Source organism: Flavobacterium koreense, from assembly GCF_054776075.1.
Window position 1 is genome coordinate 117,512 of sequence record NZ_BAAHCF010000008.1, and the last position, 15,817, is coordinate 133,328.

13 protein-coding genes are annotated in these 15,817 nt (G+C 30.6%); 8 read left to right on the top strand and 5 right to left on the bottom strand.

The window, feature by feature from the left end; translation table 11 throughout:
• Positions 1-94 precede the first annotated feature (94 nt).
• The 7 genes from ACYU7A_RS04070 (at position 95) to ACYU7A_RS04100 (ending at position 9,519) form a co-directional block, all read left to right on the top strand.
• Entirely contained in the window at positions 95-1,552 is a 1,458-nt protein-coding gene (locus tag ACYU7A_RS04070; protein ID WP_460574301.1) for a lipopolysaccharide biosynthesis protein, read from the top strand.
• Between the two features lie 6 nt (positions 1,553-1,558).
• Entirely contained in the window at positions 1,559-1,993 is a 435-nt protein-coding gene (gene dut, locus ACYU7A_RS04075; RefSeq protein ID WP_298306913.1) for a dUTP diphosphatase, read from the top strand.
• Positions 1,994-2,107: 114 nt separating this feature from the next.
• Positions 2,108-3,118 (top strand): sugar phosphate nucleotidyltransferase, encoded by a 1,011-nt coding sequence (locus ACYU7A_RS04080; RefSeq protein ID WP_460574302.1) that lies wholly within the window; start codon positions 2,108-2,110, stop codon positions 3,116-3,118.
• 7 nt (positions 3,119-3,125) lie between these two features.
• A complete protein-coding gene (locus ACYU7A_RS04085; RefSeq protein WP_460574303.1) occupies positions 3,126-4,478 on the top strand; it encodes a tetratricopeptide repeat protein in 1,353 nt (450 codons plus the stop codon).
• Between the two features lie 27 nt (positions 4,479-4,505).
• Entirely contained in the window at positions 4,506-5,279 is a 774-nt protein-coding gene (locus tag ACYU7A_RS04090; protein ID WP_460574304.1) for a DUF4292 domain-containing protein, read from the top strand.
• Positions 5,280-5,284: 5 nt separating this feature from the next.
• Entirely contained in the window at positions 5,285-6,538 is a 1,254-nt protein-coding gene (locus ACYU7A_RS04095; protein WP_298306923.1) for a murein hydrolase activator EnvC family protein, read from the top strand.
• Positions 6,539-6,834: 296 nt separating this feature from the next.
• Positions 6,835-9,519 (top strand): T9SS type A sorting domain-containing protein, encoded by a 2,685-nt coding sequence (locus ACYU7A_RS04100; protein WP_460574305.1) that lies wholly within the window; start codon positions 6,835-6,837, stop codon positions 9,517-9,519.
• A 74-nt stretch (positions 9,520-9,593) separates the two neighbouring features.
• Here the strand turns inward: ACYU7A_RS04100 and ACYU7A_RS04105 are convergent, their stop codons facing one another.
• A complete protein-coding gene (locus ACYU7A_RS04105; RefSeq protein WP_298306928.1) occupies positions 9,594-10,103 on the bottom strand; it encodes an acyl-CoA thioesterase in 510 nt (169 codons plus the stop codon).
• An 81-nt stretch (positions 10,104-10,184) separates the two neighbouring features.
• Positions 10,185-11,129 carry an HU domain-containing protein gene (locus tag ACYU7A_RS04110; protein WP_460574306.1) on the bottom strand — a complete coding sequence of 315 codons (945 nt, stop codon included), beginning with the start codon at positions 11,127-11,129 and terminating at the stop codon, positions 10,185-10,187.
• A gap of 118 nt (positions 11,130-11,247) precedes the next feature.
• Here ACYU7A_RS04110 and dprA point away from each other — a divergent pair, with 118 nt between their 5' ends.
• Positions 11,248-12,351 (top strand): DNA-processing protein DprA, encoded by a 1,104-nt coding sequence (gene dprA, locus ACYU7A_RS04115; protein ID WP_460574307.1) that lies wholly within the window; start codon positions 11,248-11,250, stop codon positions 12,349-12,351.
• A gap of 4 nt (positions 12,352-12,355) precedes the next feature.
• Here the strand turns inward: dprA and ACYU7A_RS04120 are convergent, their stop codons facing one another.
• The 3 genes from ACYU7A_RS04120 to ACYU7A_RS04130 form a co-directional block, all read right to left on the bottom strand.
• On the bottom strand, positions 12,356-12,808 hold the full coding sequence (locus ACYU7A_RS04120; protein ID WP_460574308.1) for a hypothetical protein: 453 nt from the start codon (positions 12,806-12,808) through the stop codon (positions 12,356-12,358).
• A 121-nt stretch (positions 12,809-12,929) separates the two neighbouring features.
• Positions 12,930-15,410 carry an Hsp70 family protein gene (locus ACYU7A_RS04125; protein WP_460574309.1) on the bottom strand — a complete coding sequence of 827 codons (2,481 nt, stop codon included), beginning with the start codon at positions 15,408-15,410 and terminating at the stop codon, positions 12,930-12,932.
• Between the two features lie 14 nt (positions 15,411-15,424).
• Complete coding sequence (locus ACYU7A_RS04130) at positions 15,425-15,712, bottom strand: hypothetical protein (protein WP_460574310.1); 288 nt, start codon at positions 15,710-15,712, stop codon at positions 15,425-15,427.
• Positions 15,713-15,817 lie beyond the last annotated feature (105 nt).

Consider the following 15,817-nt stretch of genomic DNA (forward strand, 5'->3'; position numbering starts at 1 on the left):
AAAATAAATATTTATAAAGAGTCAACATTTGTTGACTCTTTTTTTATTACATCAATTTAATAACTATTTTTGTTAAACATTAAATAAAACTACCTTGAGTTTATATAAAAATCTTTTCAAGCAAACACTAATTTATGGTTTGGCGACTGTTTTACCACGAATGATAAGTTTTATGCTTAACCCATTGTACGTAAAAAAATTACCAAAACAAGAGTTTGCCGATGTCTCTATTGTTTTTGCTTGGTTGGTTTTTTTTAATGTAATCTTATCTTACGGAATGGAAACCGCATTCTTCCGATTTTATAATAAAGAAGAAAACAAGAAAAGCGTTATTTCAACTGCTACCGTTTCTATTTTTTGGTCGTCAATTTCATTTTTGTTTCTTGCCTTGATTTTTAGAAACACATTATCACATTTGGCTGAAATAAAAGTCGAATACATAACATACACTATTTGGATATTAGTTCTCGATGCACTTGTAATAATACCATTTTCAAGATTAAGAGCCACTAAAAGGCCAATGCAATATGCAATTATAAAAATTGGTAATGTAACTTTAAACATGCTTTTAAATTTATTTTTCCTTTTATTATTACCTCAATTATCAAGTTCAAATCCTAACGGTTTTTTTAATACAATTTACTTTGAAAACTTTCAAGTAGGTTACATATTTGTTTCTAATTTAATAGCTAGTTTGTTAACATTTGTAGTTTTATCGCCAGATTATTTTAAGATAAATTGGAAATTTGATTTCAATCTTTGGAAACAAATGATGAATTATGGTTACCCAATTTTAATTGCAGGAACCGCTTTTGCAATCAATGAACATTTTGATAAAATTCTTTTAGATTGGATGAATGTTCCAAAAGCAGATATTGGAGCTTATTCTGCCTGTTATAAAATTGGAATGTTCATGGTTTTGTTTCGCACTGCTTACACACTTGGAATCGAACCTTTTTTCTTCAGTCATGCTAGTGATGAAAATGCGCCTCAAACCTATGCAACTATCACAAAGTATTTTGTTATTTTCGGTTCATTTATAAGTCTTTTTGTTATTGTTTTTATTGATTTATTGAAGCAACCATTAGTTCCAAACGAAGAATATTGGGATGCAATAAAAGTGGTTCCATTAATAGTTTTAGCAAATTTCTTTCTTGGTATTTATACTAATTTATCGGTTTGGTATAAGTTAATTGATAAAACAAAAATCGGTGCTTATATATCCATAATTGGAGCAATAGTAACTTTGGCATTGAATTATTTATTAATCAAAGAATTCAGTTATTATGGTTCTGCAATTGCAACATTGGCAGCTTATGGAACTATGATGATAATATCCTATAAAATGGGGCAAAAGAAGTATCCAATTCCATATGAAATCAATACGATTTTGAAATATTTGGGCTTATCCATTGCCTTTTCAGCTATTGCTTTTTATATTCCTTATTTGAGAGAAAATTATCTTGTGAAAATCGTTTTACTTTCGCTATTTTTATATTTCATTTACAGAAACGAAAAGGAAACACTTTTAAAAATCATCAAACGAAAATAGTAACTCATGACGATTAAAATTATAAATAAATCACAACACGAACTACCTAATTACGAAACCATTGCCTCTGCAGGAATGGATTTACGTGCTAATATTTCAGAACCAATTACCTTAAAATCTTTAGAAAGAACTATCGTAAAAACAGGACTTTTTATTGAATTACCAATAGGTTACGAAGCACAAGTAAGACCAAGAAGCGGATTAGCTGCAAAAAAAGGAATCACCGTTTTAAATTCACCTGGAACAGTCGATGCCGATTATCGTGGCGAAATCGGAGTTATTTTAGTAAATTTATCCAATGAAGATTTTATCATCGAAAACGGTGAAAGAATTGCACAACTAATCATTGCAAAACACGAAAGAGCCGAATGGATTGAAGTTCAAGAATTATCGGAAACTTCTCGTGGTGAAGGCGGTTTTGGTTCAACAGGCGTAAAATAGATTTCAGTTAATTGATAATATAAGCTTTGCGCCTTAGCGCCTTTGCGAGAAATAATAATATAACTTAGTGCACTTTGTGAAAACTTAGTGTCTTTGTGGTAAAAAACATAAAAAATGAAAATAATAGTACCAATGGCAGGTCGTGGTTCAAGATTACGTCCGCACACATTAACGATTCCAAAACCATTAATTCCTATTGCAGGAAAACCTATCGTTCACCGTTTGGTAGAAGATATTGCTGGTGTTTTAAATCAACCAATAGAAGAAGTAGCTTTTGTAATTCACGAAAGTTTCGGTAAAAAAGTAGAAGAAGAATTAATTGCAATCGCCGAAAAACTTGGCGCAAAAGGAACAATTTATTATCAAAATGAAGCGCTTGGAACAGGTCATGCTATAATGTGTGCAAAAGATTCTTTGAGTGGTCCAGCAGTAATCGCTTATGCTGATACTTTAATTCGAGCTGATTTTGACTTAGACCAAAATGCTGATAGTGTAATTTGGGTAAAACAAGTAGATCAACCTGAAGCTTTTGGAGTTGTAAATTTGAATTCCAATGGAGAAATAATCGAATTAGTTGAAAAACCAAAAGAGTTTGTTTCTGATTTAGCAGTGATTGGAATATACTATTTTAAAGATGTTGCCGTTTTAAAAAATGAGTTGCAATCAGTACTTGATAATAACATCATTCATGGTGGTGAATATCAAATTAATGATGGAATCAAACAAATGATGGCAAAAGGCATGGTATTTGTTCCTGGTAAAGTAGACGAATGGATGGATTGCGGAAATAAAGATGTAACGGTTGACACCAACAACAGAATGTTAAATTTCCTTCATAACGACGGAATCCATTTAGTTGATTACGATGTTAAACAAGAGAATTCAACCATAATTCCACCATGTTATATTGGTGAAGATGTGGTTTTAATTAATGCTACAGTTGGTCCGAATGTGTCTTTAGGAAAAGGATGTCATGTAATTGATAGCGCCATTAAAAACAGTTTGGTTCAAACTCATGCTCATATTAAAAATGCAAATCTTGACAATGCAATGATTGGAAATCACGTAAGTTTTGATGGCAATTTTACAAGTATTAGTATTGGAGATTATTCCGTTTTAGAATAAAAATTTGATGAAAAAAATAGTTTTATATAGTTTTCTTTTCGGAATGTTTTTCATTCCAAATGTTCTTTTGGCTCAAACCGAACCAGAAGATGTTGCTACTGTTTCTGATGAATTTGAAAATTACTACTACGAATCTCTGAAACAAAAAGGCATCGAAAACTATGACAAAGCTATTGAAGCACTAGAAAAGTGTAAAAATATTCAACCAGAAAATCCAATTGTATTTTTTGAATTGGGTAAAAATTATCTTTCTCAAAAAAAGTATAAAGATGCTTACGATAATTTTGAAAAAGTAACCAAAATTGATTCCAAAAACCGTTGGGCTTGGGTTGGAATGTATGACGTTTGTTACGACACAAGAGATTATAATCAGGCAATTATTATTGTTCAAAAATTAGTTGAATTCAAACCCGATTATAGAGAAGATTTGGTTTCATTGTATATGAATACACAGCAATTTGACAAAGCATTAGATTTAATAAACGAGTTGAATGAAACGGTTGGAAAATCTGAAAAACGTGAATTATATAAAGCTGATATCTTACGCGATGCTAAATACCAAGGTTCTGAAAAAGCCAATCTTATCGATAAAATAAAAAAGAATCCTAAAGATGAAGCTAATTATATTGCTCTAATTTACATGTATTCTCAAAGCAATCAAGAAGAAAAAGCTTTAGAAATTGCCAAGCAATTAGAAAAAGAAATTCCAACATCCGATTGGGCTCAAGTAAGTTTATTTAAGTTTCATATTAATAATAATGACGGAGATAAAGCAGTAAAATCAATGAATACTGTTTTAGCAAGTGATAAAATAGATAAGAAAATTAAGCATCGTATTTTGAATGAGTTTTTGATTTTTTCAAAGAATAACCCACAATACGATAAAGATTTAGACAAAGCAATTGGTTATTTTGATAACGATAAAGAAGTTAAAGTAGCAAAGGAAATAGCCAAATTTTATCAATCTAAAAAAGATTGGACTAAAGCAATAAAATATTATGAAATGCATCTAAAAAATGCAACAGATGATATGGAAACCATTCTACTTTTAATGCAAGCTTATACAGAGAATTTGCAGTTTGATAAATTAGCAAAAATATCTGAAGAGCAATTGCAATTGTTTCCAACACAACCTCAATTGTATTATTATAATGGATTGGCAAACAATCAATTAAAAAATTATAAAAAAGCAAAAGATGTTTTAGAATCTGGAATAGATTTTATAATAGACGATACCGTTTTAGAAATCAATTTCAACCTTCAATTGGGTGAAGCGTCTAATGGATTGGGAGATATGAAGAAGAAAGATTTATATTTTTCTAAAGCTAACCAATTAATTGAAAAACAAAAAAGAAAATAGTAAACACGCCATTCAGTTGGATTATTCATGAAAAAATACTTTGTCCTTTTCGTTGTTATTTTTCTAGTATCTTGTAAACCTAAAGCTGTTTTGGCAGAAGGTAGCGCAAGTAATACCTTATCTGCAGATAAAATAATAGAGAATCATTACAACAATAAAACAGATTTTTCTACATTATATATTAAAGCTGGTGCGAGATATGAAGATGAGAAAAACACTCAAAATGTTACAGCAGAAATAAGAATAAAGAAAAACGAAAAGATATTAGTAAGTATTAGGGTTTTAGGAATTACCATGGCTAAAGCTTTAATTACACCAACATCAGTTCAATATTATGAAAAGATAGGAAACAAATATTTTGAAGGCAATTATGAAGGATTAAGCCAATGGTTTGGCACCGATTTAGATTACATTAAAGTACAAAACATGTTTCTTGGAAAAGCATTGGATGATTTGCATAAAGAAAAATATGCCGTTTCAATCATGGAAAAACTGTATAAATTAGAATCAAAGCCTGAGGAGAAAACCAATAAATCTTTTTATTTTGAAAGTGAAAATTTTTTAATAAAAAGACAAGAAATCAATCAACCTTTTCAAGATAGAACGTTGCAAATTGCTTATCCAGATTATAAAAAACACAACGAAATGATTTTACCTTTATCTTTGGCAATTGATGCTCGACAAAAGAAAGGGAATACAAAAATTGATATAGAATATAAAACGGTTACATTCAACGAAGATTTATCGTTTCCTTATAGCGTTCCTGAAGGATATGAAAGAATTTACATTGATAAGATATAATGGTTATGCAAAAAAAATTAGTCACATTATTTTTAGTTTTACTTACTTCATTTGCTTGGAGCCAACAAAGTCAGGAAGAACTTGAACAGAAAAAAGCTAAAATTCAAGAAGAAATTCGTGAAAAAGAACGCATGCTTCAAGAAGTTAGAGGTAAAGAAAAATCGGTGGTAAAATTACTTCAAATTCAAAAAGAGAAAATCGGATTGAAAGAGAAACTAATCAACACAACAGCTAAGCAAACGAAGTTGTTGAGTAACGATATGTACATTAATCAACTTCAAATAAATAAGTTGAATAGAGAATTGGTGGTACTTAAAGATGATTATGCCGAAATGATTTTGAAGTCTTACAAAAGTCGTTCGCAGCAGAGTCGTGCAATGTTTATGTTATCTTCAGAAAATTTCTTGCAAGCCTATAAAAGATTGCAGTACATGAAACAATATTCTAGCTATAGAAAAATGCAAGGTATTGAAATCAAGGATAAAACAGATAAACTTGCGGATTATAACTTGAAACTAAGCGGACAAAAAACGGAGAAAGAAAAACTACTTGCTGAGCAAGAAAAACAACGTCAAGATTTAGAAAAAGAAAAGCAAGAGCAAGAAAAAATTGCCAATAGTTTAAAGAAAAATAAAAAACAAATTACCGCTGAGATTAAGAAAAAGCAACAAGAATACAGAAAAATTGATGCTCAAATTCAAAAGTTGATTCGTGATGCGATTGCCGAAGCTAATAAAAAGGCAGCTGCCGCAAAAGCAAAAGCCAATCCAAAAACAACAACTGCTGCCGAAACAAAGAAAATTGAAACATCAACCAAAATTGTTTTAACACCAGAAGGACAATTGGTTTCGAATAATTTTAAAGCTAACAAAGGAAGATTACCTTGGCCAGTAGAAAAAGGAACTATTACTTTAGGTTATGGTGATCAACCACATCCAGTTTATAAATCTTTAATCATTCACAATAGTGGTCTCGAAATAACCACAGAATCTGGTTCTAATGCAAGAGCAGTTTTTAGTGGAGAAGTAACTAAAGTAATTGTAATTTCGCCTTTAAACAAAGCTGTTTGTGTGCAACACGGAGATTACTTCACTATCTATCAAAACTTAGGAAGTGTAAATGTAAGTGCCGGTGATAAAGTATCGACCAAACAAGTGTTAGGAAAAGTACGAACCAATGCCGAGGGTAAAACAGTGCTGAAATTTATGATTTCTCAAAATACAACTTACACCAATCCATCACAATGGATAAGTAGATAGAAAGAAAAGTCCGCAATTATAGACTGTGACCAAAAGTGCTGACAGATTTATAATTAATAATGATAATAATGAGCTCGATATTTTATCGGGCTCATTTTATTTAAATTTGACTTAATTCTTTGATAATACTTAAATTCAATAAATTACATCGCAACTCAATAAAAATATTATTTTTGTGATTATTAAATCTAATTTTTCATTATGAAATCGCCATTATCAAGAACTTTGCGTAAGCAAATACCAATAAATAAAAGGCGATAACATATATGACGATTAATAAAACAACTTTTACATATATGAAAAAAATACTTTTCCTTCTTCTTGCTACTATTTCTGGTTTTGCTCAAACTCTAGATCCAACATTTGATACTGATGGAATTGCAACACTTACAGTGTCTAACACTCCTTCTACACAAATAGCATACGATGCGGCATTGCAGACTGATGGTAAGATTGTTTATGTTGGAAGACTTCTATCTCCCTATCAATCTGGTTTTATTGCTAGATATAATCCTGACGGCAGTAAAGACAATACATTTAATCAATATGGATTTAAATCAACAGTACAAAGTCTGCAGACAGTGCAAATACAAAATGACGGAAAAATTGTAATGGCAGGTCTATCAATGGTAACAAGAATAACTTCTAATGGTTCGGCCGATGTTACATTTAATACAACTGGAAGTAAATCAATTGCTTTTAATAATCAAGCGATGAATATCAAATCCATTCGATTTCAAACGGATGATAAAATAGTTGTTTCGGGCTATATTTCTAATGGCACTAATAATGATTTTGCAATAGCTCGACTTAATAGTGATGGTACTTTGGACACAACCTTTGATACAGATGGTATTTTAATTCTTCCTATTGGCACTGATAACGATCGTTCATTTTCTCACAAAATTCAAACTGATGGAAAAATTGTTGTTTTCGGCAGCACTTTTAACGGAACAAATAATGATTTTGCTGTAGTTAGGATAAACACGAATGGAACACTTGATACAACATTTGGAGTTACAGGAAAAGTAATTACGGCGTTTACAAGTACAAGTTCTGATACATGTTTTGATGGAGAAATTCTATCCAATGGTAAGATAGTAGCATTTGGAAGTTCTGCTGGACTATTCGCATTTACAAGATACAATTCCAACGGAACTCTCGATACTACTTTAGATTCAGACGGAAAATTAACCCTTAATCATGCAATTTCTATATCTGGAGCTTCAACTTCAACTTCAATTCATGCTTTACCAAAAATAAAAGTTTTAGCTGATGATAAGATAATTGTTTCTGGCACTTCTAATCAAGAGTATAAAGTAATTAAATTACTTGCTAACGGCAGTAGTTATGATACTACATTTGATACTGATGGTGTTGTGTCAATTATAGATAACATCTCCTATTCAACCTTTTTAATTATAAAACCAGATGGTAAATTAATTACTGGTGGATATAGTTATACAAATGCAATGAGTGATTACAAAATAAAACAACTAGATATAGATACAAATGGCGTTATTGTTTCCAACAATTACAAAAATTTATACTTATCTAATGATTTAAGTCCAAGATTCTCATTCAACACATTAGTTTTGAGTAATCAATCCTATTTGGTAACTGTAGAATCAGGTTTTAACATAGTTCTAATTAAAATATTACCAAATGGTATCAGGGATATGAATTTTGGAACTGGCGGATTAGTTAATCTTGGATCAAATTTAACTTCTTGTGCAAATATACATCTATTGTCAGACGGTAAAATAATTGTATCCAATTCAAGTAATTTATATAAAATGGATATTAACGGTATTATGGATAACAGTTTTGGTAACGCTGGAGTATTGGACTTAACTACATTCGACAATAAATTAGATTTTATTGACGATTATACCATTTCCAATGATAATAAAATATTAATAGCCTGTGATTATAATTATAATGTGGGTGGTGTTGGCATAAATCGTATATCTACTGCGGTTGTTAAATTAAATATAGATGGTACGCTAGATACAACATTTGGCGTTAATGGAATTGTAAATTATGATGTAACTACTAATGCAGCAGGATTTCATGAATATCCAACAGCAATTTATCAAGATGCAAACAATAAAATCTTAGTATCTAGTATAAGCATACAGTTGGGCAATTTTTATGGTAATCAAACAATATATTTAGCGAAATTAAATTCTGATGGGTCTTTTGATACTACCTTTGGCACTAATGGATGGTATAATTATTCAACTGGCAATACGAATGAAAGTATTGTTGCCAGAGAAATAATTAGTAGTATTGTTGATAATTGCTATTTGATATCTAACACCATTACTGCAAATTATTTATTGACAAATACTTTAAAAATAAATTCTAACGGTGTTATTAACACCAGCTTCGGAAACAATGGTGTAGTCACTACTCTACCTAATGCTAATTATATACACATGATAACACAAGCCGATGGGAAAATATTAAAAGGAGGACAAAAAGACAAACAATTTTCAATTATCCGTTACAATACAGATGGAAGTTTAGACTTAAGTTTTGGTGTTAATGGAGAAGTAAACACTCCAATAGAATACTCTTCAGGAATTAATAACGTTCAATTACAAACTGACGGAAAACTAATCGCCACAGGTGACTCTTATGATGGAGATAGGGAAAAAATTGCCATGGTTCGTTATACAGATTTAAACTTAGGTACTATCGATTTATCTTCACCTAAAAACAGCTTGTTAGTTTATCCTAATCCTATAGAAAAAGAAGCTACTTTTCAATATACATTAGATAATAATGAAACTGTTTCTATTGATTTGGTAGATTTTCAAGGCCGCGTTATTCAAAATATTATAACAAATAAAAATCAGTCAGCAGGTTTACAATCGGTGAACATTAGTTTAAATGAAACAATTGCTTCAGGTAATTACTTCTTGAAAATTGCTTCTTCTAAAGGAAGTCAATCGGTACAAATTATCAAAAAATAAATTTTTAGAATACAAAAAAGCCCCAATTAGTGATAAACTTTTTTGGGCTTTTTCAATTTAGCGGACTTTTTTATTTACAAAAACAATGCTTTCAATTCAGTAGCATCGTGTGGATTCATTTTTCCTGCTAAAACTAAACTTAATTGCTTTCTTCTTAAAGCTGCGTCAAATCTTGATTTTTCTTCCTCAGTTTGCGGTTCTAATGGTGGAACGGCAACTGGGTTTCCTGTTTCGTCAACGGCCACAAAAGTGTAGATGGCTTCATTGGCTTTAGTTTTATTTCCAGATTCTCTATCTTCAATCCAAACGTCTAGAAAAATTTCCATTGATGATGTAAAAGCTCTTGAAACTTTGGCTTCAATAGTTACCACACTTCCCAAAGGAATAGAACGATTGAAAGCTACGTGATTGACAGATGCAGTTACCACAATTCGTCTAGAATGTCTTCTTGCTGCAATACTTGCCGCTCTGTCCATTCTGGCTAATAATTCACCACCAAAAAGATTATTTAATGGATTGGTTTCACTTGGTAACACTAAGTCGGTTAACGTTGTTAAAGAATCTATAGGATGTTTAGGAGTCATAGTTTTTTTTGCAAAGGTAGTAATTATAGTATTTTAATAAAGGAACAAAAAACAAAAAATCCCGAATAAATCGGGACTTTTCTATAATTCTTGAATTAATAACCAAGCTTCTGGATTATGCGATTTTTTTATTCTTTGCATTTCATTCTGAGCTTCTGTATAGGAAGAAAAACTCTTGTAAACTACAGGAAATAATCCATGTTTGTTTTGAGGAATTCTTCTTGCAGGATAACCTAATTTTAGGAGTAAATCATACATCTTCTCTGCATTTTTCTCCATTTGAAAAGCACCAGCTACAACATGGTAAGGCATTTTTCCTTCAGAAACGGTAAGCGTTACAGCAGGAAGTGGATTGCTAATGATAAAAGTAGCTGTTTGAATTTTTTGCTCTACTTGCTTTTGAACTTTTGTTTGAACCGCTAATGTTTCTAACTGAACTTGCTTTTGATAATATTGATTTCCAAAGAAACCACCAGCACCAAGTAATCCAGCACCAAGAACAAAAATGGCAGCATATTTTAAGAAATTAGCTGAACTTCTTTTTTCTGGAGTAAAAGCAATCGGAGCTTTTTCCTCAAGAACTTCAATTTCTTCTTTGTAAACTTCACGTTTTACAGCAGGCGAAATATATGTCGTTAATCCAAAAGAAGAAGTCAAATAATTAACTTGATCAGAAGGAACAAAAACTAAATTTCGTTCAGTATTTAAGGAAAGATCACCAATATTTTTAATAGTAATAGCACCAAAATCATTCAACTTAGATTTCCATGCAGCCACCTGATTTTCAATTATAGTAACTGCTACTTCATAACTCATTTTTTCAGCTTGAGCGATATGATTAGCAAGTAAACCGTCATTATTTTTCAAATAAGCATTGAAAGAAATCAATTTCTTTGGTGGATAAAACGAATGCGAATCTTGATGCAATTGCGCCGATTGGATTTCGGTTAAAAAAGCACCAAATCCTGGAACAGTTACACATTGGTAACGATATAATAATTGTGATATGTATTGATCCATCTTCATAATGACAAATTTAATTATTTAATGTGGAATGCAAAATTTTATCAACAAACTTTGTTAACAATTTTTATTGTTCTTACTTTTGGAATCTTATTTATATACACCATACCGATTTAATACAATGAACGACACAGAATTACTGCACTTATTGGCATTACTAAAAGTAGATGGCGTTGGCGATATTGTTGCCAAAAAATTGCTTTCTCATTGCGAAAATGCCGAATCAATCTTCAAAACCAAAGCCTCTAAACTCACTTCAATTGACGGAATTGGTAAAACTTTAATTAAAAGTTTGAAAGATAAATCGGTTTTTAAACAAGCTGAAGAAGAGTTTCGTTTTATCAAAGACAACAACATTAATTTGATTTATTATCAAGATAAAGAATATCCTAATCGACTCAAACATTGTATTGATAGTCCGCTTTTAATGTTTTCTTCTGGAAAAATGGATTTGAACAATCAGAAGATAATCAGTATTGTTGGCACTCGTGAAGTTACTTCTTATGGTACCGAATTTTGCAAAAAATTAATTGAAGATTTAGCACCATTAAATCCAATCATCGTTAGCGGATTTGCCTATGGTGTTGATATCGTTGCTCACAAAGCCGCAATGGATAATAATTTGCAAACCATTGGTGTCATTGCTCATGGTTTGAACCAAGTTTATCCAAAAGTCCATAAAAAATATGTTGCCAAAATGGAAGAAAATGGAGGTTTTTTAACCGAGTTTTGGAGCACATCAAATCCTGAAAAGGAAAATTTTGTTAAACGAAATCGAATAGTCGCCGGAATGAGTGAAGCCACAATTGTGATAGAAAGTGCCGAAAAAGGTGGCTCGCTAATTACAGCCAATTTAGCCAATGATTACAATAGAGATGTCTTTGCCGTTCCAGGAAGAATTTCTGATAAATTTAGTCAAGGTTGCAATAATTTGATTAAAACCCAACGCGCCCATTTACTAACATCAGCAGCTGATATTCTTTACATTCTCAATTGGGAATTACAACCCAAAGAAGAAAAAGTAATTCAAAAACAGCTTTTCATCACTTTAGAAAACGACGAGCAAAAACTCTACGATTATCTTATAAAAAACGGAAAGCAACTACTTGATGTAATTGCTCTCGATTGTGATTTGCCAGTTTTTAAAACCGCCTCTATTTTATTGAATATGGAACTAAAAGGTGTTATTCGACCTTTGCCAGGAAAGTTGTTTGAAGTGGTTTAGGTTATTAATCATCACCAAAATAAGCACTTACATCTTTCACTTTAAACATATAAATATTTTTAGAATTAGAGATGTCAATAATATAAATTGTTTTTATTTTTTCATTTTTTGAAAACAAACCTGATAAATCTTTGTTTTGAGAAAATGAATTAAAATCAGGTATGTAAATGTTTATATTTTGCTTGATTAATTTTTTATATTTTCGACAAGATAATTTAATTCGCTTTTCATCTTTTTTTTCAGAAATAAAAAAAGTGTAACCATACGGTGGATGAGTAAAAAAATGAAATGTTATTAAATTAATATTTAATTTTTCTTGATAACTTTCAAAAAAATGTTGATTATTTTTTTTCTCAAACAATAGGTATATTGTATCGGCTTTTTTTAATGTTTCAAGATCTTGTGAAAAGCTTAAAGTAGATAAAAAAAGAATTATTAGAAATATTTTTTTTTTCATAATTTAAGGATTTAAGTTATAATCTAAATTCATATGACCATAATCGCAATATTGTAAAAATAAATTATAAGCATCAGATATTATTGGTGAGCTAGGAAAATTGTTTGAAGTTGTTTAGAAATTATTTCAATCCTAAATTCCCATCAAAACTATTGAAGTCATCTTTTAGTTTTGGTTTTACTTTTAACAATTCCCAAAACTGACTGCAAATAGATTTTAACTCGGCCATATTATGATTCTCTAAAGCTTTTTCACCCAATTCTACTAATTTTAAAAACTTGTCTCTGTTGGTAAATTCGTCTTCGTCTTTAAAACGATAATAGTAGAAATAATCAATAAAACGAGACTCTTGTTTTAGATAAACGGCATCAATTAAACTGTCTAATTCCTTAGTTTTTTTACGAATTAAATATTTATTGTTGGACTGTAAAAACTCTGCTTCATTTTTAATGATTTTTTCATATTCTTCCATTTGACGCGGATTCGCTTGCTCTGCATAGGTTTGGAAAACTTCTTTAGAATAATGATATTCGCTTAATTCATTTAATACATGTTTATGACGCACCAAATCGTCATATTCTTGAATCGTTAAACGTTTCATCTCATCAATTTGATACTTTTTATCGGTAGATTTATCATTAACAATCTCTAAAGATTCATTGTATAAAACCGCTAAATGATCTTTTATTCGTTTTAATTTGGCAAGATATTCATAGTTTTCATCTTCTTCGTTATCGTAAATTTCTTCCGAAACTTCATCGAGAACTACTTTAATTTCTTCGGTTAATTTAGATAATGAAATGGTTCGCTCATGCGGATTGAACACTTCTTTTATTTCTAAATCTAATGAACTAATGTAAACCGTAATACTCAAATCGCGCGATTCAGAAATTTTGAAATTCAGTTCAACATCCATTCCTTTCAATAAATCTTGATGAAAATCTTTTCCGCAAATTTCTATGTAACCTATGGTTAAGTTGCTTCCAACCATACTTCCAGCATTACCTTCTACAATGTTGATGATTAATTTATCGTCAGAATTTTTTAGAATATTTTTAGAACAAGTTTTGTAAATAGTCTTCTTTAGTGGCAGAATATCGTTCTTCCTAAAAATACGTTCCATAAAAGTTTTACCACTTTCTTCATCAACTTCTAAACAAATATCGTTTGGCAAAGGTTGACCAGAAATGTTGTAAAGTCCATTAGTAATTTGAATGGAAGTATGCTGATAAACCTGATTTTGTTGTTGGTCAAATAAAAATAACGAAAAAATATTGGTAGCTTTTTCTAAAAGAGGAACGAACTCCGCAATTTTTTTATTTACAGCAAGCAAACCTGTATCAAAACCGCCATCACTTCTGGTAATTCTATAAAATCCATTAAAATCGGTTGGTAAAATAGCAACAATCAATTCTTCTTTATCTTTAGAATGAGGTTCAAAAATAAGTTCAACCGATAAAGTTTCTTGTTCTACAACCACTTCTTTTTCAGATTCAACATATTCAGATGGTTTTGAGCCAGCATAAAAACTTGCACCCAAAACCACGGCTGTCGTTGGATCAATACTTGAATCCACTAGTGTTTGACTTCTTTTTTCTAATTCTTGTCGGATGTAAGGAATGTAAGTCGTTCCGCCAACAAGTATGATGCGTTCAATGTCAGAAAATTTCAAGTTGTTTTCTTGAATTAACCTGTGTGTAAGTTGAAATGATTCTTCAAATTTTGGAGCAACAATAGCTTCAAATTCTGCTTTTGATAATTCTAAATCTAAGGATAAATCAAGTTCGTCAAATTCGATTTCTATGTTGGTTTTTTCTTTTAAGGAGAGTTCTTTTTTAGCTTCTTCTGCTTTAAAAAGTAATTCGAAATACAGTTTTTTATAAATCGCATCTTCGCCTGAAATCATTTTATTCCAAAGGTTATTTTCTGAAGATTGCGCTTCCATTTTTGGACAAATAACTTTTTCTACAAATAAGGTATCAAGGTCAACTCCGCCAAGGAAATTATTCCCTTTATGATCGATTACTTTCAATTCGCGTTCGTCAATTTTTACTAAAGCAACGTCAAATGTTCCGCCACCAAAATCATAAACCAACCATTTTTTCTCAGAAGAAATATCCAAATTTTGAAAATTGGAATAAGCCAAACAAGCCGCAATAGGTTCTTGAAGTAAAACGACTTCTGCAAATCCTGCTTCATATCCAGCTTTTTTTGTAGCATTGGTTTGAATGGTATCAAAAGAAGCAGGAATTGTAATTACCGCCGATTTCGGATTTTCATTTTGAGTAAAATTAATCAACTCTTTTAGAACCATTGATGAAAGTTCAATTGGAGCAATTTGTTTGTCTAAATCTTTTACAAAGTAAGTTTCATCTGAACCCATTTTCCTTTTGAAAGAAGCAAAAACATTTTCGGAATTAGACAAAAAATGTTCGCGAGCTTTGTCACCAATTTGAATACGACCTTTTCTAAAAGAAACTACAGAAGGAATAGTATCTTTAAACCCAACAGGATTTTTATAGATAGTTACTTTGCCGTTTTCATATTTAGCAATGGCAGAATTGGTTGTACCTAAATCAATTCCGATATTAATGTTTTTCATAGCTTTTCTAGAAATTATTCAACAATTACGATACCTTTTTGTAATAAAACATAATTGTCATTTTGCATTTTATAAATTACAGGCTTTAAAACTTTGGTGATTTTCTTAGCGCTTGGATTTAGAATATTGGCTTCAATTGAAGCATCTCTTTCATCATATTGATTACCTATTGGATTAATGATTTTATAACCCAATTCCTCAAGTTCGTGTTGAATCCTATTCAGGTTACGTTCAAAAATATCTAGATTTTGTTCGGTTGCTTTCTTTTCGATTTCAAATAATTGGTTGATGATGGCTTCCATGAATTATTACTTAATTTGAATATGTAGGCAATTTACAATTATTTTATTTTTTTCAATAAAATCAAGTAAAATAAAGCGTTAAAATTTTACATTTGTTTTTCTTCA

What these genes read in the sequence shown, in the direction of transcription:
- ACYU7A_RS04090 (WP_460574304.1), top strand. Translation starts at nt 4,506, where the DNA reads ATGAAAAAATACTTTGTCCTTTTCGTTGTTATTTTTCTAGTATCTTGT.
- ACYU7A_RS04085 (WP_460574303.1), top strand. Translation starts at nt 3,126, where the DNA reads ATGAAAAAAATAGTTTTATATAGTTTTCTTTTCGGAATGTTTTTCATT.
- ACYU7A_RS04080 (WP_460574302.1), top strand. Translation starts at nt 2,108, where the DNA reads ATGAAAATAATAGTACCAATGGCAGGTCGTGGTTCAAGATTACGTCCG.
- ACYU7A_RS04125 (WP_460574309.1), bottom strand. Translation starts at nt 15,410, where the DNA reads ATGAAAAACATTAATATCGGAATTGATTTAGGTACAACCAATTCTGCC.
- ACYU7A_RS04110 (WP_460574306.1), bottom strand. Translation starts at nt 11,129, where the DNA reads ATGAAGATGGATCAATACATATCACAATTATTATATCGTTACCAATGT.
- ACYU7A_RS04095 (WP_298306923.1), top strand. Translation starts at nt 5,285, where the DNA reads ATGCAAAAAAAATTAGTCACATTATTTTTAGTTTTACTTACTTCATTT.
- dprA (WP_460574307.1), top strand. Translation starts at nt 11,248, where the DNA reads ATGAACGACACAGAATTACTGCACTTATTGGCATTACTAAAAGTAGAT.
- ACYU7A_RS04120 (WP_460574308.1), bottom strand. Translation starts at nt 12,808, where the DNA reads ATGAAAAAAAAAATATTTCTAATAATTCTTTTTTTATCTACTTTAAGC.
- ACYU7A_RS04130 (WP_460574310.1), bottom strand. Translation starts at nt 15,712, where the DNA reads ATGGAAGCCATCATCAACCAATTATTTGAAATCGAAAAGAAAGCAACC.
- ACYU7A_RS04100 (WP_460574305.1), top strand. Translation starts at nt 6,835, where the DNA reads ATGAAAAAAATACTTTTCCTTCTTCTTGCTACTATTTCTGGTTTTGCT.
- dut (WP_298306913.1), top strand. Translation starts at nt 1,559, where the DNA reads ATGACGATTAAAATTATAAATAAATCACAACACGAACTACCTAATTAC.
- ACYU7A_RS04105 (WP_298306928.1), bottom strand. Translation starts at nt 10,103, where the DNA reads ATGACTCCTAAACATCCTATAGATTCTTTAACAACGTTAACCGACTTA.